This is a genomic window from Rhodopseudomonas sp. AAP120 (assembly GCF_001295845.1).
Lineage (GTDB): Bacteria > Pseudomonadota > Alphaproteobacteria > Rhizobiales > Xanthobacteraceae > Rhodopseudomonas.
On the sequence record NZ_LJIC01000031.1, the window covers coordinates 1 to 16,166 of the forward strand.

At 63.9% G+C, this 16,166-nt stretch carries 22 protein-coding genes; 1 reads left to right on the plus strand and 21 read right to left on the minus strand.

All coding sequences use genetic code 11. The features are described 5' to 3' along the window. Nucleotides 1-116: 116 nt before the first annotated feature. The 10 genes from IP86_RS06360 to nifH all read right to left on the minus strand — a co-directional run bounded on the left by IP86_RS06360 (nt 117) and on the right by nifH (nt 9,297). Nucleotides 117-818, minus strand: a complete 702-nt coding sequence (locus IP86_RS06360; protein ID WP_054161680.1) for a nitrogen fixation protein NifQ — start codon at nt 816-818, stop codon at nt 117-119. A gap of 9 nt (nt 819-827) precedes the next feature. Continuing rightward, nucleotides 828-1,139 carry a ferredoxin III, nif-specific gene (gene fdxB / locus IP86_RS06365; protein ID WP_054161699.1) on the minus strand — a complete coding sequence of 104 codons (312 nt, stop codon included), beginning with the start codon at nt 1,137-1,139 and terminating at the stop codon, nt 828-830. A 59-nt stretch (nt 1,140-1,198) separates the two neighbouring features. Beyond that, nucleotides 1,199-1,405 (minus strand): CCE_0567 family metalloprotein, encoded by a 207-nt coding sequence (locus IP86_RS06370; RefSeq protein ID WP_054161681.1) that lies wholly within the window; start codon nt 1,403-1,405, stop codon nt 1,199-1,201. Between the two features lie 12 nt (nt 1,406-1,417). Then, complete coding sequence (locus tag IP86_RS06375; RefSeq protein WP_054161682.1) at nt 1,418-1,885, minus strand: NifX-associated nitrogen fixation protein; 468 nt, start codon at nt 1,883-1,885, stop codon at nt 1,418-1,420. Nucleotides 1,886-1,887: 2 nt separating this feature from the next. Continuing rightward, the gene (gene nifX, locus IP86_RS06380) at nt 1,888-2,286 is read right to left on the minus strand and encodes a nitrogen fixation protein NifX (protein ID WP_054161683.1); all 399 of its coding nucleotides are present in this window, start codon (nt 2,284-2,286) and stop codon (nt 1,888-1,890) included. A gap of 46 nt (nt 2,287-2,332) precedes the next feature. Then, nucleotides 2,333-3,706, minus strand: a complete 1,374-nt coding sequence (nifN, locus tag IP86_RS06385) for a nitrogenase iron-molybdenum cofactor biosynthesis protein NifN (protein WP_054161684.1) — start codon at nt 3,704-3,706, stop codon at nt 2,333-2,335. Between the two features lie 10 nt (nt 3,707-3,716). Continuing rightward, complete coding sequence (gene nifE / locus IP86_RS06390) at nt 3,717-5,180, minus strand: nitrogenase iron-molybdenum cofactor biosynthesis protein NifE (RefSeq protein WP_054161685.1); 1,464 nt, start codon at nt 5,178-5,180, stop codon at nt 3,717-3,719. A gap of 39 nt (nt 5,181-5,219) precedes the next feature. Further along, a complete protein-coding gene (gene nifK / locus IP86_RS06395; protein ID WP_054161686.1) occupies nt 5,220-6,779 on the minus strand; it encodes a nitrogenase molybdenum-iron protein subunit beta in 1,560 nt (519 codons plus the stop codon). Nucleotides 6,780-6,867: 88 nt separating this feature from the next. Beyond that, nucleotides 6,868-8,331 (minus strand): nitrogenase molybdenum-iron protein alpha chain, encoded by a 1,464-nt coding sequence (nifD, locus tag IP86_RS06400; protein ID WP_054161687.1) that lies wholly within the window; start codon nt 8,329-8,331, stop codon nt 6,868-6,870. Nucleotides 8,332-8,403: 72 nt separating this feature from the next. Further along, a complete protein-coding gene (gene nifH / locus IP86_RS06405; protein WP_054161688.1) occupies nt 8,404-9,297 on the minus strand; it encodes a nitrogenase iron protein in 894 nt (297 codons plus the stop codon). A gap of 505 nt (nt 9,298-9,802) precedes the next feature. On the opposite strand from nifH, the gene IP86_RS29580 reads away from it, so the two are divergent. After that, nucleotides 9,803-9,925, plus strand: coding sequence for a hypothetical protein (locus IP86_RS29580; RefSeq protein WP_283804770.1), 123 nt, complete (start codon nt 9,803-9,805; stop codon nt 9,923-9,925). 10 nt (nt 9,926-9,935) lie between these two features. Here IP86_RS29580 and IP86_RS06410 read toward each other — a convergent pair whose 3' ends face one another. From IP86_RS06410 to IP86_RS06460, 11 genes are all read right to left on the minus strand, one after another. Continuing rightward, the gene (locus IP86_RS06410; RefSeq protein WP_054161689.1) at nt 9,936-10,847 is read right to left on the minus strand and encodes an SIR2 family protein; all 912 of its coding nucleotides are present in this window, start codon (nt 10,845-10,847) and stop codon (nt 9,936-9,938) included. 112 nt (nt 10,848-10,959) lie between these two features. Then, nucleotides 10,960-11,235, minus strand: coding sequence for a DUF6129 family protein (locus IP86_RS06415; RefSeq protein ID WP_054161690.1), 276 nt, complete (start codon nt 11,233-11,235; stop codon nt 10,960-10,962). Nucleotides 11,236-11,237: 2 nt separating this feature from the next. Further along, nucleotides 11,238-11,438: a putative nitrogen fixation protein NifT gene (gene nifT / locus IP86_RS06420; RefSeq protein ID WP_022721823.1), complete on the minus strand. Its 201-nt coding sequence runs from the start codon at nt 11,436-11,438 to the stop codon at nt 11,238-11,240. A 48-nt stretch (nt 11,439-11,486) separates the two neighbouring features. Next, entirely contained in the window at nt 11,487-11,717 is a 231-nt protein-coding gene (locus IP86_RS06425) for a nitrogen fixation protein NifZ (protein WP_054161691.1), read from the minus strand. Beyond that, nucleotides 11,717-12,013 (minus strand): nitrogen fixation protein NifZ, encoded by a 297-nt coding sequence (locus IP86_RS06430; RefSeq protein WP_054161692.1) that lies wholly within the window; start codon nt 12,011-12,013, stop codon nt 11,717-11,719. Before IP86_RS06430 ends, IP86_RS06425 begins: the two co-directional genes overlap by 1 nt. Then, nucleotides 12,010-12,816: a 4Fe4S-binding leucine-rich repeat protein gene (locus tag IP86_RS06435; RefSeq protein WP_054161693.1), complete on the minus strand. Its 807-nt coding sequence runs from the start codon at nt 12,814-12,816 to the stop codon at nt 12,010-12,012. The genes IP86_RS06430 and IP86_RS06435 overlap by 4 nt, the downstream gene beginning before the upstream one ends. Continuing rightward, nucleotides 12,806-13,345, minus strand: coding sequence for a hypothetical protein (locus IP86_RS06440; RefSeq protein WP_054161694.1), 540 nt, complete (start codon nt 13,343-13,345; stop codon nt 12,806-12,808). Before IP86_RS06440 ends, IP86_RS06435 begins: the two co-directional genes overlap by 11 nt. 1 nt (nt 13,346) lies before the next feature. Beyond that, nucleotides 13,347-13,700: a HesB/IscA family protein gene (locus IP86_RS06445; RefSeq protein WP_054161695.1), complete on the minus strand. Its 354-nt coding sequence runs from the start codon at nt 13,698-13,700 to the stop codon at nt 13,347-13,349. Nucleotides 13,701-13,708: 8 nt separating this feature from the next. Beyond that, the gene (locus tag IP86_RS06450; RefSeq protein WP_054161696.1) at nt 13,709-13,930 is read right to left on the minus strand and encodes a 4Fe-4S binding protein; all 222 of its coding nucleotides are present in this window, start codon (nt 13,928-13,930) and stop codon (nt 13,709-13,711) included. Nucleotides 13,931-13,954: 24 nt separating this feature from the next. Continuing rightward, nucleotides 13,955-15,505: a nitrogenase cofactor biosynthesis protein NifB gene (gene nifB / locus IP86_RS06455; protein ID WP_054161697.1), complete on the minus strand. Its 1,551-nt coding sequence runs from the start codon at nt 15,503-15,505 to the stop codon at nt 13,955-13,957. 160 nt (nt 15,506-15,665) lie between these two features. Next, the gene (locus IP86_RS06460) at nt 15,666-15,860 is read right to left on the minus strand and encodes a 4Fe-4S binding protein (RefSeq protein ID WP_054161698.1); all 195 of its coding nucleotides are present in this window, start codon (nt 15,858-15,860) and stop codon (nt 15,666-15,668) included. Nucleotides 15,861-16,166: the final 306 nt, after the last annotated feature.

The window sequence follows — 16,166 nt, forward strand, 5'->3', positions numbered from 1 at the left end:
GGGGGGGGGTGAGACCCGGGCACTGCGGATGAACTCTTCGCCACCCCACCCCACCCCGCTCGCTACGCGAGCGACCCTCCCCCTCCAGGGGAGGGTCAGGGCGGCCGCGCTTCGTGTCAGGACGAGATAGCGGCCCCGAGCTCCACCTCGCGCCGCCGCGCCGCCATGCGGCTTTCGCCGCTTTCGTCGCCGAAACATTCGGCGAAGTCGTTGCACTGCGCGCAGGACGGGGTTGAGCACATCACCAGCCCGTCATCCTCACAGAGCTTGCGATAGAAGTAGCGCTTCCAGCGCATGTTGCGGGTGTTGCCCTCGGCCAGCGGGGCGAAATGGCGCGTCAGCAGCCGCGACAGCTCGCCGCGATTGCGCAGGCCGAGATCTTCCCACAGATGCTCCGGCTCGATCGCCCGCCGCGCCACCATCGCGGCGAGCCAGCGGCCGACCTCGCCGGTGGTCGAGCGATGCTTCAGCAGCAGGTCGCGCAGCATAGCGGCTTCGTCGCCCTCCTCCGCCTCGTCCAGCGCCAGCACCGACAGCAGCACGGTAACATGCGGGAAATACGCGATGATCAGCGCGGTAAACTCGTCGGCTGCGAGCCCGCAACGTTCGGTGATCGGCCCCGGCTCGGTGATCGCAGCCGCCAGGACCGACGCCATCACATGCCGGTCGAACGCCCTGTCGTCATCGATCTGCGCCTCTGCCGGCATGACGCCGGTGAGCGCACGGTAAACGACTGCCGGCGACGAGGCGAAGCCGGCCGCAGCGACGCGCAGCGGCAGCGATGAACGATCCCGAGCAACCTCCACCGCGCCGCGCATGACCCGCTCCTACAGCCCGAGTTCGCTGGCCTTGACGTGAGTCTGGCAGGCCTTCGGGCAGACCCGGACGCAGGCCGAGCAGCCGATACAATTGCCGGCAGCATCCAACACCATGACCTTGCGGACGAATTCCTCGTCGTCGTCATCGTCGTCGCCCGAACATGCGATCAGTTCGCCGTCCTCGTTAACGCCCATCAGATGCATCACGTCACGCGAACACACCTTGTGACAGCGGCCGCAGCCGATGCATTTCTTGTCGTCGATCGCGGTGAGGTAGGTCGGCTCCCAAGCCTGGCCGTCGCGGGTGGAAAAAATCGCCATGATCATGCTCCTGCGGCGCGGTATTTGCCGCGCGATGCGAGCGGTCGCGTCTGGACGCCTCAGGCGGCCTTGGCTTCCAGCTCTTTCAGCGTCTTGCGCGCGGCTTCAAGGGCCGCGTAAGCGTCCTGGGTCTGCTGCGCGACCGTCATGATGTTCTGCCAGTTGATCGGCAGTTCCTCGGACAGATCGTGCAGATTCATTTTCATTGTCGTCGCGCGCGCCGAGAGTTTTTTGATCTCGGCTTTCAGCGCCTCGATGTCCGACATGGTTACCTTCCTTCAATACGCTGCGACGTCAGGAAATTTGCGGATCATCTCGACGCCCGCCGCGACCAGCTTGTCGCCTTCCGCCGCCAGCTTGCCGAGATTGTCGAAGCCGAAGCGGTGCACGTCGCGCATGTGCTTGTTGATGACAATCAGTCGCCCGGCGCTAAGGATCAGCCGGCCAAAGCCCTCGTGGTGCATCTTCATCATCGGCGACACCATGATCTTGGTCTCGCGCTCGATCGACAGCGCCACCGCGTTGTAGAACAGCTCGAGCCGCCACAGCGTCTCCGGATCCGGATCGCCCATCAGCGGAATCTCGCGGCGCTTGGCCTTGTCGATGATGTAGGGCTCGAGCAGCTTGAGGTCGGACCTATTCTCCCAGGTACCGTGGGTGTCCTGGGCGCGGAGTTGCTTGATCAGTTCCTTGACGAAGGGCGCATCGATCGCTTCGTCGGGCGAGACAGTGGTGGTGTCGGTCATGCTCACACCTCGTCGGCAAAATCGAGCTTGCGCTCTTCGCCCTTCAGCAACGCTTTGCGCAGCCACGGCGGCGGCACGCCGCGCAGCACACCCTGGAGCTTGGTAATGAGGTCGGTGATCAGCTCGGGGTGCGGCAGCTTGAGCGGATGAACCTGCGCGGCGACGACCCGCGCCGCCCCCGAGCCGCCGATCGCCGTGCAGTACACGATGGCGCAATCCCGGATCGCGTCGATCTTGGCGGCCAGCTTGTCCTCGTTGCCGTCTTCCTTCTCCTCGGCGAACTGCGCGGCCTCGACGAAGCGATAATCGTCCGCCGTCACCTCGTAGATGGCGATATTCTTGGCCCAACCGAAATGCGCGTCCACGCGCTTCAGGTCCTGGGTGGCGAAAGCGACCTTCATGCCGCGCCTCCGTTGCTGTGCATCGACGATCTCCTTCGCGTCCGAACTAATGAGTCGTAATCGGCGCATCGGCCCGATCCGAAATGGAGCCGGCCCCGCGCCAACTGTTGATGTCCGGCTCCTTGATGGCCGCGATGAACTGATTGCCGATCGCAAAAATCAGATCGCGCGTGCCACGATAGCCGACGACGACCTGATGTGCGGCGCCGAGCCGATCGAACATCGGCAGACCGATGCGGAACAGCGGCACGCCGAGCCGCTCCGCCGCCTGGCGGCCGTGCGAATGCGTCAGCAGCAGATCGCAGCCTTCGGCGCGGTGCTCGAGATCTTCGAGATCGCCGATCAGGACTTCATCGCTCGGCACCTGTTCCAACACCGGCGATGTCGTGGTCGTGACGGCGGCCGAGATGGTGCAGCCCATGTCGGCGAGCCAACTCGCGATGTTCAGCAACATGTCCGGCTCGGCACCGAGCGCGACCTGCTTGCCACCGAAGTAGAAATGGCCGTCCAGCATGGCGTCGACCAACTGGCTGCGCTGTCGCCGATATTTGGCCGGCACCGGCCGGCCGCTGATCCGCGCCAGCGTTGCCATCAACTCGTCGCCGGCCGCGAGCCCGGTGAGGCGGCGCAACAGCGTGAACGGCACCCTGGCCTTGGCCTCGAGCGCTTCGGCCGCGCCGCGCATCTGCTCGCCGAGCGCCAGCGTGTGGCCGGCGCCGCCCATCGCCGCGACCTCGGCGACCGAAACGCCGCCGTGGGTGGTCGGCGTGAAGTCTTCGGGCATGTGGCCGTCGAGCGAGCCCGAGATGTCGGGAAGGAAGGTCGGCTGCAGGCCGAACGCTTCGATGATATCGCGGAGTTCGTCGATATCGCCCGGCGTCAGGTGGCTGCCGGCCAGCACGTTGAGCCTGGTGGCGTCGCGCGCCGCGCCGGGCTCCGGCGCCTCAACCAGCGTCTCGACGATCCGCGTCACCGTCGTTGAGAAGCCATCCTCGAACGCGCCCTTGAAGTCCGGCGTCGAGACCGGCACCAGCGCGACGTGCGCCAGTTCGGGATGCTTCTTGCGCACGTCCTTGATGAAGCCGTCGAGATCGTCGCCTTTGATCTCGGTGACGCCCGTCGTACAGATGCCGATCACGTCCGGCTTGGTCCGCCCCACGATGTTGACGATCGCCTGCTCAACGTTTTCGAAGCCGCCGAGCACGGTCGCGACCTCACTCATCGCCGTGGTCTGCAGCGGGATCTGTTCGCGGAAGTGACGAACGAACAGAACCAAGCCGAACGAGGTGCAGCCCTGCGAGCCGTGCAGCAACGGCATGCAGTTCCGCAGCCCCATGAAGGCCAGCGAGGCGCCGAGCGGCTGGCTCATGCGTAGGGGATTGACGGTGCAGGACTTGGCCGAGGTGGTGATCTTCGCCATCGCCGCCTCCTCACGCCACCTGCGCGCGCGGGCCGAAAATGGCACGCTGGCGGGCATCGATGGCGTTGGCGGCGTCGGCACGGGTTTCCCAGGTGACTTCGTCCCACGGCGGCGCGGAGCGCACCTGGGCCCAGATCGGATTGGACAGCGATTTGTCGATCTGCCGCACCATCTCGACGATGCCGACATAGCCGCAATAGGCGTAGCTGCGCTCCTGGTTGATATCCATCCAGGGCATCCGCGCCTTCAGCGCGACGAATTGCGAGCGGCCGCCCGACAGCATGATGTCGGCCTGCGCCTCTTTCAGCATCTTGTACATTTCGCGCGGCCGCAGATCGTCGATCTGGTGCACGTCCGGGCTCATCTCCTTGAGCCGCTCCTTGTCTTCCTTGGTCGACTTCTTGACGCTGGTGCCGACGATGGTCAGCCCCGCCTCCTGCAGCGCCGCCACGACCGACCACGATTTGACACCGCCGGTGATCAGCAGCACGCGCTTGCCTTCGAGCCGCGGCGTATACGCCTTGATCGCGGCCCAGGCTTTTGCTTCCTCGCGGGCGATCAGCGCCTCGACCCGGTCCATCAATTCGGCATCGGCGCCGCGGGCGATCAGTAGCCGCGCGATCTGGCGCAGCGACTCCGAGGTGTCGCTGATGCCGTAGAACGAGCCTTCGAAATACGGAATGCCGTAGCGCTCTTCCATTTTTCGCGCGACGTTGATCATCGCGGTCGAGCACACCATCATGGCGGCGCGGGCGCGGTGCGACTGCGCCACTTCGTGATAGCGCGCATCGCCCGACAGGCACGACAGGATGCGAATGCCGAGCTCGTCGAGCAGCGGCTTGACCTGCCACAATTCGCCGGCGACGTTGTATTCGCCGATGATGTTGATGTCGTAGGGGGTCGTGACCTCCGGCTCCTGGGTGCCGATCACGTAGTCGAGCATCGCCTCGCCGGCGAGCTTGTTGCCGAGATTCTTCGGCCCGACGAAGCCGGGCGAGATGATCGGAATGCAGGGCTTGCCGAATTTCTCGGCCGCCACCTTGCAGACCGCAACGATATCGTCGCCCATCATCGCCGGCACGCAGGTCTGATACACGAACACGGCCGGCGGGTCGTACTTCTCGATGATTTCCTTGATCGACCGGAATAGCCGCTTCTCGCCGCCGAAAATGACGTCGTTCTCGCCCATGTCGGTGGTGAAGCCGGTGCGATACAGCTTCGAGCCGGACGACTTGGTACCGCGATTGTCCCAGGATGAGCCTTCGCAGGCGATCGGGCCGTGCACCAGATGCGCGACGTCGACGATCGGTTGCAGCGCGATCTTGGCACCGTCGAAGGCGCAGCCGCCGGCTGCGCCCCCCGGCTGCAGCGGTTTGCTGCAGCCCTTCTTGCGTTGCTTGTCGGACTTGGCCTGATTGGCCGCACAGCCGGGCTCGTTAAAGACGTCTTGAATCTTGTCTGCGAGCCGGCTCATGCGACGCTCCTGTGCATCAGGTGGTACGTAACTTCGGCATCAGCGGATGATGTCGAAGCTGACGTCGGTCTTGCCGGCGACGTTGGTCGACTTGTCCATCTCGTCGAAGATCTTGTCGAGGATCTTGACCAGCACGTTCAGCGAGCCCTGATAGCCCCACACCGGCGCGCGGTGATGGTGATGGCGATCGAAGATCGGGAAGCCGATGCGGATCAGCGGGGTGCCGGTGTCGCGCTCGAGGTACTTGCCGTAAGTGTTGCCGATCATGAAATCGACCGGCTGCGTGAACAGCAGCGAGCGCAGGTGCCACAGATCCTTGCCGGCGTAGACCTTGCAGTCCTTGCCGAACGGCGAGCTGTCGAGCAGCGCCTGGACCTTGGCTTCCCACGTCTTGTTGCCGTTGGTCGCCAGGATATGCGTCGGTTCGCCGCCGAGCTCGAGGATGAATTCGGCGAGGCCGTAGCACAGGTCCGGATCGCCGTAGATGGCGAACTTCTTGCCATGGATGTGGGCGGCGGAATCAGCGATGGCGTCGACCAGCCGGCCACGCTCCTTGGTCAGCGCCTCGGGGATCTGTTTGCCGGTGATGCGCGACACCGCCTGCAGGAAGCGGTCGGTGCCGGTGACGCCGACCGGGTGATTGAACGCGACCACTTCCTGGCCATGGTCGGCGATCGTCGCCAGGGTCTTCTCGGTGCAGAACTCCTGCATCGAGATCGTCGCCTTGGCGTGGATGGCGTTGGCAGCCTGCTCCAGCGTGGTGCCACCGTCGTACATCCGGAACTCGCCGTCGGCCGGGGTGTCCCAGACGTCGCTGTTGTCACCGAAGATGGTGTATTCGACGCCCATGGTGTCGAAGATGCGCTTGATTTCGCGCAGATTGCCGACGGTGTAGCCGTCGAAGCCGCCGAGGAAGTTGATGGACTCGTTCGGCTGCCGTTCGAGCTTCGGCGCGGTGCCGGACTTGCCGTCCCAGAAGTGCTCGACCACGCCCTTCATGGTGTTGTCGTAGCCGGTGATGTGGCTGCCAACGAACGCCGGGGTGTGGGCGTAGGTGACGTCGAAATCGGTCGGGACCGATCCCTTTTCCTTGGCGTTCTTGATGAACGCGTTGAGGTCGTCGCCAATCACTTCCGCCATGCAGGTGGTCGAGACCGCGATCATCTTCGGCTTGTACAGCGAATAGGCGTTGGCCAGGCCGTCGATCATGTTGTTGAGGCCGCCGAACACCGCGGCGTCTTCGGTCATCGACGAGGAGACGCACGAGGTCGGCTCCTTGAAGTGACGGGTGAAATGGCTGCGATAATAGGCGACGCAGCCCTGCGAGCCGTGCACGAACGGCAGCGTCTTTTCAAAGCCGACCGCGGCGAACACGGCGCCGAGCGGCTGGCAGGCCTTGGCCGGGTTGATGACGAGAGCTTCGCGGGCGAAGTTCTTGTCCTGATATTCCTTGGTCTTGGTCCAATCCGAGACGCGCGCGACCTCGGCTTCGCCAACATAGTTCTCAAAATTCTTCCGCTTGTTCTCCATCAACTCTTCGTATTGGGGCTCACGGAAGAGGTCGAAGTGATCGCGGATCTTCTCTGCGGTCTCGGTCATGGTGGTGTCTTTCCCGAATTTGGTTCGCGGGACTTCCGGCGGCCGGCGCCGGAAGCCCGGTGTGAAGGTTCAGCTCAGCTCCGAGTCTTCAGCTCCAGGGTGCCTTGGTCAGTTTCCAGACCGGGGCATTGATGGCGATGTCCATGTCGCGGGCGAAGATGCCGAACCCGTCGTAGCCGTGATACGGGCCCGAATAGTCCCAGGAATGCATCTGGCGGAACGGAACGCCCATCTTCTGGAAGATGTACTTTTCCTTGACGCCGGAGCCGACCAGGTCGGGCTGCACCTTCTCGACGAACTTCTCGAATTCGTAGCCGGTGACGTCGTCGTAGATCAGCGTGCCGTCCTTCACGTAATGGGTGGTGCGCTGATAGTCGTCGTTGTGGCCGAATTCATAGCCGGTTCCGACCACTTCCATGCCGAGGTCTTCATAGGCGCCGATGACGTGGCGCGGACGCAGGCCGCCGACGTAGAGCATCACCTTCTTGCCTTCGAGGCGGGGGCGATACTTGGCGATCACCGCATCCATCTTCGGCTTGTACTTGGCGATGACGCGCTCGGCGCCTTCCTTGATCTTGTCGTCGAACTTCGAGGCGATCTCGCGCAGCGACGCTTCGATCTTGGACGGGCCGAAGAAGTTGTATTCCACCCACGGAATACCAAACTTCTCTTCCATGTGCCGCGTGATGTAATTCATCGAGCGGTAGCAGTGCAGGATGTTCAGCTTCGCCTTCGGGGTGTTCTCCAGCTCGGCGATGGTGCCGTCGCCGGACCACTGTGCGATGACGCGCAGGCCCATTTCCTCGAGCAGGATGCGCGAGGCCCAGGCGTCGCCGCCGATGTTGTAGTCGCCGATGATCGCGACGTCATAGGGGGTCGACTGGAAGCCGGCGTTCTTTTCGCCCGCCTTGTCGAACACCCAGTCACGGATCACGTCGTTGGCGATGTGGTGGCCGAGCGACTGCGACACGCCGCGGAAACCTTCGCAGCGAACCGGGATGATCGGCTTGCCGTCGTATTGCTTCGACTTTGCCTTGGAGACCGCCTCGATGTCGTCCCCGATCAGACCGATCGGGCATTCCGACTGCACCGAGATGCCCTTGCTGAGCGGGAACAGTTCCTGGATTTCGTCGATGATCTTGCCGAGCTTCTTGTCACCGCCGAAGACGATGTCCTTCTCCTGGAAGTCGGAGGTGAACTGCATCGTGCCGAAGGTGTCGATGCCGGTGACACCCTTGTAGTAGTTGCGGCGCGAGCCCCAGCTGTACTGTCCGCAGCCGACCGGGCCGTGGGAGATGTGGACCATGTCCTTGATCGGGCCCCACACCACGCCCTTCGAACCGGCGTAGGCGCAGCCACGGATCGTCATCACGCCGGGGATCGACTTGATGTTCGACTTGACCGAGCACTCCGCCTTTTCGGCGTCGTAGCTGTTGAGATGCTTGGCACGGCGCTTGGCCGACTTGTCCGGATAGGCCTCCAGGACTTCGGCGATCAGCGCCTTGTTACGTTCCTTGATGTCCGCGGGGGATTCTGCGACTGCGGTGCTCATCGATGTTCCTCGTGTTCTGGGGCCGCCGGTGTGGCGGCCGGCCGCTCATCGCGACCGGCCGGGCTGATACGATCAGGCCGAGGCGGCAGCCTTGGCGGCTTCCTTGGCGGCGAGCTCGGCGAGCTGCTGCTCCTCGGTCTTCATGATGCCGAAGTCGAGCAGCATCTCTTCCAGCTCTTCCATGGTGATCGGGGTCGGGATGGTGCCGTTGCCGCAATTGGCGTGCACCTTGTTGGCCAGGGCGCGATATTCCTTGGCCTGCTGGCTGTCGGGCGCGTACTGGATCACGGTCTGGCGACGCAGCTCGGCGTGCTGCACGATGTTGTCGCGCGGCACGAAGTGGATCAGCTTGGAGTTCAGCTTCTTGGCGAGAGCCTCGGCAAGGTCGAGCTCGCGGTCGGTCTGGCGCTCGTTGCAGATCAGGCCGCCGAGGCGGACGCCGCCCGAGGAGGCGTACTTCAGAATGCCCTTGGAGATGTTGTTGGCGGCGTACAGCGCCATCATCTCACCGGACATGACGATGTAGATTTCCTGGGCCTTGTTCTCGCGGATCGGCATCGCGAAGCCGCCGCACACCACGTCGCCGAGCACGTCGTAGGAGACGTAGTCGACGTCCTCATAGGCGCCGTTCTCTTCGAGGAAGTTGATCGCGGTGATGACGCCGCGGCCGGCGCAGCCGACGCCCGGCTCCGGGCCACCGGCTTCGGTGCACTTGATGCCCTTGTAGCCGATCTTCATCACGTCTTCGAGCTCGAGGTCTTCGACCGAGCCGGCTTCAGCCGCGAGGCTGAGCACGGTGTCCTGCATCTTGGTGTTGAGGATCAGGCGGGTGGAGTCCGCCTTGGGGTCGCAGCCGACGATCAGGATCTTCTGACCCATCTCGACCAGCGCCGCGAGGGTGTTCTGCGAGGTGGTCGACTTGCCGATGCCGCCCTTGCCGTAGAATGCGATTTGCCGAAGTGCCATGTTTTCTCTCCGTTGACCTTGTGCCGCTTGATCGATTTGCGCGGACCGCGCAGCCTCTTCCGTTAAAACCGTCGCACGGCTCAGATGCGGACGTTGCGCTTCGCGGGAATGCTCAGCCAACGATGCCTCGCCTTGCTGATCCCTGTTTTGCAACGACCGTGCCAAGCCTTGCGCGAAGCGAAAAAGCGTGCGTTTACGTGCGGATAGCAGCCACCTCGGTGAAATGTACGCGGATGTTTAGAATCCGACATCGCCGCCGGGCGGACGACATCAAGGGGGATGGCTGTTAGAAACGAAACAAACTGATACCGGCTGGGGAGGAGGAGGCGGTTGGTGTGTCGACGTCTACGCGAAGCGTCAGGCTGTCGAAGCTGTCGGTACTTGCGAATCGCCATCACGATTTGCATCGCCCTCTCCACGTCATTGCGAGGAGCGAAGCGACGAAACAATCCAGCTCCGTGTATGGCGCTGGATTGCTTCGCTCCGCTCGCAATGACGGAGAGAGGTGAGCAGCGACGTCGTCATGCTCGGGCTTGTCCCGGGCACCCACGAATACGGCGGCGCTTGCAACAAGAACGTGGATGGCCGGCACAAGGCCGGCCATGACGGTGGTGAATCGGAAGAGTGAGAAGAAGCGCCTACGCCGTCAGCGGCTGGCCCTGCAGCGCATCGGCCAATTCGGCGACGAACTTCGGCAACGGCAGTTCCAGCCGCGTGATGTTCTGTTCGTCGAGGAAGCGCTGTTCGTTGCGGGTCGGCGTGTCGGGCAGCACGGCCCAATGGCGATCCGACGAGCGCTTCATGATCTGGCGTGGGAAAGCGCGGTCGAGCTGGCTGTCGAAGCGGCAGCCGACAAACAGGAAGTGCCGGCCACTGCGGATCTGCTGCACCGGCTGCGGGATCGGGGTCTGGATGTCGATCTCGGTCAGAACTTCGACAAAGTCGCTGTCCGACACGATGAAATTGGCAGCCGGCGCCACCGAGCCGAGCGGCTGATACAGCAGCGTCGACCAGGCCGCAGCTTCATCCGGCACCGGCGAATACAGCGGCATGTCCTGCGGCACCAGTTCGTCGGCGACGATGCTGGGATCGCCCTCGCCCACTTCGCTGCCGTCGGCCCGATAGCAGCCGACCCAGCGGCCGTGATGTTCGGCCTGGCTCAGGCCCTGCACCATGCCCCAGTCGCTGCGACCCGCCAGCGCCTTCTGCGGTAGGTCGTCGTACCAGGCATGGACCAGCAGCGGCAGCGCCGGTTGGCCGGCGAGCAGGCGATGCAGTTCGTTGGGCTTGGCGGAGGCGCGGAAAGCCTCCGTCATCATTGCGGTCAGCGTCTTGCGATGCTTGAAATTCTCGATGTACTGCGCGGCGCCGGTGAGATTGCTGCGGACCTTGTGCGGCACGGTCGTCTTGGCCGTCAGCTTGGTGACCAGATCCAGCGGCGACGCCGGCACCCCAGCTTCGGCGAGAGTCAGCAGGCCCGAGCCGAGATAGGGGATCACCCGCCCCTGCGCGAAGCCGGCCGCGATGTCATTCAGTGCTTCAACGGTCATGCTGCTTTCCTCCGACTCTCCCCGTCATTGCGAGGAGCGAAGCGACGAAGCAATCCAGCGCAGTGCACTTAGCTGGATTGCTTCGCTTCGCTCGCAATGACGAATCAAGAAATCACCCGCGCGCTACCTTGTGTTGCACCACCACCAGCCCTGTCGCCTTCGCCACATCGGCGGTGAGGGTCCAGCAATGCTGACTGCCGTCGACCAGATAGACGCTGAACCGTGGATAGTCGCGGAACGGCGCTTCGGCGTCGATGTCGGAGGGGTCGCACGACGTCAGCGACAGATGCGGCAACGCCTGACGCAGTGCCATCACCGCGCTGCGCTCGGCGTCGGCGCCGCCGAGCAGCGCGTCGAGTTTGGCGACATCTTCGCTGCTGATCGTCATCGTCACAGCTTGCGGGCTTCGACCGTGATCGGCAGCGGCGTGTCGGCCGCCATTGCCGGCAGTTCGAGCTGCCAGCCATTGGCCAGCGTCACCTTGCCGCCCCACAGCGCCTCGTTCTCGATCTCGACGATCGGCTCTTCGAGATCCTTCTTGGCCACATAGGCCGACAGCCCCTTTTCGGTCCTGCGGATCATTACTTTCATCGATTTCGGTCCTTGGGTTGGGCCGCCGCAGCGACGTCTATGAACGGACTAAACAGGCGAGATTTCGTGCTCGAGGCAGCCGATAACGCGATTGTCCGCGAACTCGACCAAATAGACCGGCTGCTGGCTCTCTTCGTGCATCCCGATGCGCACGATCTCACCGGCATCGCCCATCTTCACCAGCAACGCTTCTTCGGGCTGGTCCGGAAAGCTGCCGTCGTTGAACAGGTCGATCTGTGCCGCGACACGCTGGCCCCATTGGTACTTCGGCTCGTTCATCACGCCACCTCCGATGCGGGCAGCGCCGCTTCGACGGGCACCAGCTCCTTGCGCTTCATGCCGACGATGCGGCCCTGGGCGACGAAGTCGACGCCGTAGATGTAGAACTGCTGCAGGAAGGTGCCGATCGAGACGACGTAGCCCTCGTCGCCCTTCTTCACCAGCACCTCGCCGATTTCTTTGCCGGGAAACGTGCCGTCGTTGCGGATATTGATCTTCGCCCGCACCTTCTGGCCGTAGTCGAAGTCCGGCGGGCCATCGAGTTCGACGATGTCGCTGTCGCGCGCGATGTTCATGATGAGGGCTCCGTAGCAGGCTTGGCGTTGGGCGAGGCAGGACCGGAGCGCGGCGCGCCGGTGAAGCCAGTGCGGCTGCGCACGAGTTCGCGCACGAGCGGGTCTGGATCGTCGAGCAGCCGGCTCAACTCGTAGGTGTCGACACGGCTCGCCACTTCGTAGCGGATGCGCCAATCGGGGTCGTCGAGCAGCGCCAGCAGCCGGCCCGGCGACATCCGCCTGGCGGCTTCGAGCCGGACGTCGCCGTCCTTGTCCATCGCCATCTGCGCCAGCCATTCGGGACCGATCCGGCGTGCGACCTCGCGACGTACGCCGCTATCGGGATCGAGCACCAGCAATGGCAGCAACCCCGGCGACGCGCGCTTCGCGACGATCTGGCGGACGTAGTAGTCCGCGTCGCTCGCCATCGGTCGCAGATCGTCGTCGCTCAGCACCGAGGCGATGCGGATCCGCACCTCTCGATGCGGGTCGTTGCGCAGCGGCAGCAGATAGCGCTTCGGCAATCGCCGCGCCGCGCTCCAGCGCACGGTCTCGTCGGGATCGCCGAGCAATTTGGGAAGCAGGAAAACCGTGGCGTAACCTGCCGCCACCGCACGCGTCTCGAAATACGGATGGTCGAGATACTGATCGGCGAGCGCGCGGTTCTGCTGGAAGAATCGCTCCAGCCGCCGAGCATAGCGATCCTTGACGCAGGCTTTCTTCAATTCGCAGCGGCCCGCCGCCAGCAGGTCGCGATGCGGGCACGACGCGCAATCGATGTCGTTGCCCTGCCAGTCGCGGGCCTCGTCGATGTCAGTCGTCATCGTCGTACCCGATCCGTTGCCAGACATCGTGCAGCACGCCGGCATTGACCTTGTCGGACGGATCGAGCTCGAGCAGCTTCTCGATCGCTGCGTGGCCTCCGTCGAGATCGCCGAGGCGCATCCGCAAATAGGCGTAAGCCTTCAGCGCGAACAGGTAGAACCGCGGCAGGATCGCGGCGAAGCTGGAGAACTCCGCATCGCTGCGCCGAACCTTGCGCCAGTCGGTGTCGAGACCGTTGTCGCGGGCCGCTTTCGCCAGGCAGGTTTCGGCGACGCGCAGGGCCTCCTGCAGCCGGCCTTTGTAGAAATAGAAGCGATACAGCCCGATCAGCACGGCCGCATGGTCGGGTGCCAGCGCCTGGGCGTCGCGCAGATGCCGCTCGGCCTCCGCGTCGCTCTGGAAGTCCGCTCCGGCCAGTTCGAGGTGACGCTGCGCGTCGGTCGGCAGCCCCGCACCGAGCAACGCACCGGCGAGCAGCGCCTGCTCGGGACCCGACATCGTCAGCTCGCTGTGCAGGACATGCGCCATGTCACAGCTCCTGCAGCTGATGCAGACCGGCCTTCGGCTTGGCGTCGTCGCCGGAGCATTGGCAGGCCGAGGGCTTTGGATCGTGGAACACGAAGCCGCTCGACGTCGGCGTCTCCATGTAATCGACGGTGACGCCGTCGAGCAGCTTGCAGGTCGCGTCGGGCATGAACAGCCGCAGATCGCCGTGGTCCACGACCTGGTCACCCGTGCGCGGTGCCGCCTCGACATCGAACGCAGCGGTGAAGCCCGAGCAGCCGCCGGACGTCACCGTAAGGCGAAAGCCGCCGGCCCCACCGCTGAAGCGGATCATGCGGCGGATGAATTTCTCGGCGGAGGGCGTCATGATCAGGTTCATCTCTCACCTCATGCGGCGCGAGCGCGCGGGACGGAATTGTCGATCACGCAGGTGCCGTCGACCGGGCACACCGCGACGCATTGCGGCTGATCGAAATGACCGATGCATTCGGTGCATTTGGCCGGGTCGATCGCGAACACGCCGCCCTTCTCGAAGATCGCGACGTTGGGGCACTCCGGCTCGCAGGCCGAACAGGAGGTGCATTGCGAACCGACGATCTTGTAAGCCATGGCCGCGCTCCCTGGGCTGCTCGCCTACGCTTCGATGAAGGCGCCCTGCCGGATCGTCGCGTCGCCGCGGGCGACATGGCGGATCTCGGATTTTCCGACGCGCTCCAGATAATCCTTGAAGTAGGCGATCACCGACTGCTCGATATATTCGAACGCGTAGCTCTCGACCGCTTCGATGCCTGCGCCGGCGAGCGAGTCCTTCGGGCACATCCCGATCTTGGCGACCAGCACCGCAGTGCAATCGTTCAGCGCCTTCAGAATCGGTTCGATCCCGGCGTCGCTGGCATAGCCGCCCTCGCAATACAGATCGACACGGCGATGGCCGACGAACTTGGCGCCCGCGGTCGAGACCTCGTAGATCTGGAATTCGTGGGCGTGGCCGAAATGCTCGTTGATGAGGCCGCCGCCCTTGGTGGCGATCGCAACCTGGATCTTGATCGTCGCGGTCTCGTCGGCCAGCGTCGCCAGTTCGCGCTGCTTGGCAGCCGCGATGGCATCGCGCTCGGCTTCGACCTTGGCCTGATAGGCTTGCCGACCAGCGAGGTCGTATTCGACATCCATCGCCATCACCTTGTCGGTTGTGAACTCGGCGCTGCGGTCTTCGCCGAGCAGGCCGACCGCGTCGGCACGGCACTGCCGGCAGTGGCGCATCATGTTCATTTCGCCCTCGCAGGCGTCCTGCAGCGCCTTGAGCTCCTGCGCGGTCGGGCCGCGCTGGCCGGACAGGCCGAACGCCGTGCCGTGCTCGGCTTCGGAGATCAGCGGCATGATGTTGTGCAGGAAGGCGCCGCGCGACTTCACCGCCTTGTTCACCTCGACCAGGTGCTTGTCGTTGATCCCCGGGATCATCACCGAGTTGACCTTCACTAGAATGCCGCGCGCGGTCAGCATTTCGAGGCCGAGCAGTTGCCGCTCGCTGAGGATCTTAGACGCTTCGACGCCGGTGATGCGGCGATGATCGTAGAAGATCCACGGATAGATCTTCGCGCCGACTTCCGGATCGACCATGTTGATGGTGATGGTGACGTGATCGACATTCATCGCGGCGATCTGCTCGACGTAGTCGGGCAGCATCAGGCCGTTGGTCGACAGGCACAGCTTGATGTCGGGCGCAGCTTCAGTCACCAACTCGAACGTCTTGAACGTCTTGGCCGGATTGGCGAGCGCGTCCCCGGGACCGGCGATGCCGAGCACCGTCATCTGCGGAATCGTCGAGGCAACCGCGACGACTTTGCGCGCGGCCTGCTCCGGCGTGAGCTTCTCGCTCACCACGCCGGGCCGGGACTCGTTGGCGCAATCGTATTTGCGATTGCAGTAATTGCACTGGATGTTGCACGCGGGCGCGACCGCGACATGCATGCGGGCGAAGTGATGATGCGCCTGCTCGGAGTAACAGGGATGGTTCTTCACCTTCTCCCAGACGTCCGGCGGCAGATCATTTGGGCCGGCGGCGGAGCCGCAGCTGGACTTGCCGGTGCCGCCTTTGCTGCTGCAGCCGGTGGCGGCGGTGCGGAGCTGCTCGAACGAAACCGCTCCCGGGGCGCCAAAATCGTGTAATTGCAGCAGCTTACTCATGTCCGGGCCTCGTTCGATCGCCGCACGACAGGCGGCTTGTCGGTGGGTGGGTGCTGCAACCGGGCCGGCAAAAGTCTTGTGGCAAACTTCGGGCACGGCGATCGGGCGAAGACGACATCCGACGGTCAAGGCGCCGGCTCGTCGTTCGGTCAGGCAGGCGTCAGGCCGGCACGCAGGTATTGTCGACCGGGCAGACCGAGACGCATTGCGGCTTGTCGAACTGGCCTTCGCACTCGGTGCACTTGGCGGCGTCGATCACATAGGTGCCGCGCTTCATGCTGATCGCAGCGTTGGGACATTCGAATTCGCACGCACCGCAGACGGTGCATTGGGAGGTCACGATCTTGTAGGCCATAGCCGGCTCCTCGGTTGAGAGACATTGCGTTGCGCATCGTCCTTCAAGCCTCGTGCCAGACTGCTACTTCATTGATTCTTAGAAGGATTATACGTACCGCCGGAATCCGCGACGGTGTCGGGGCCCCGACACTTGTCGCAAGTCTGACAGACTGAAGCGGCGCTGCGCGAAGAAGGATGGCCCGTTCGTAGGATGGGTTGAGCATAGCGAACCCCATCGGTGTCCGCGCGGCGGTGATGGGTTTCGCTTCGCTCAACCCATCCTACGCCGCCGAGGCGAAGTCATCACAGGCGTGGATGGGGGGGG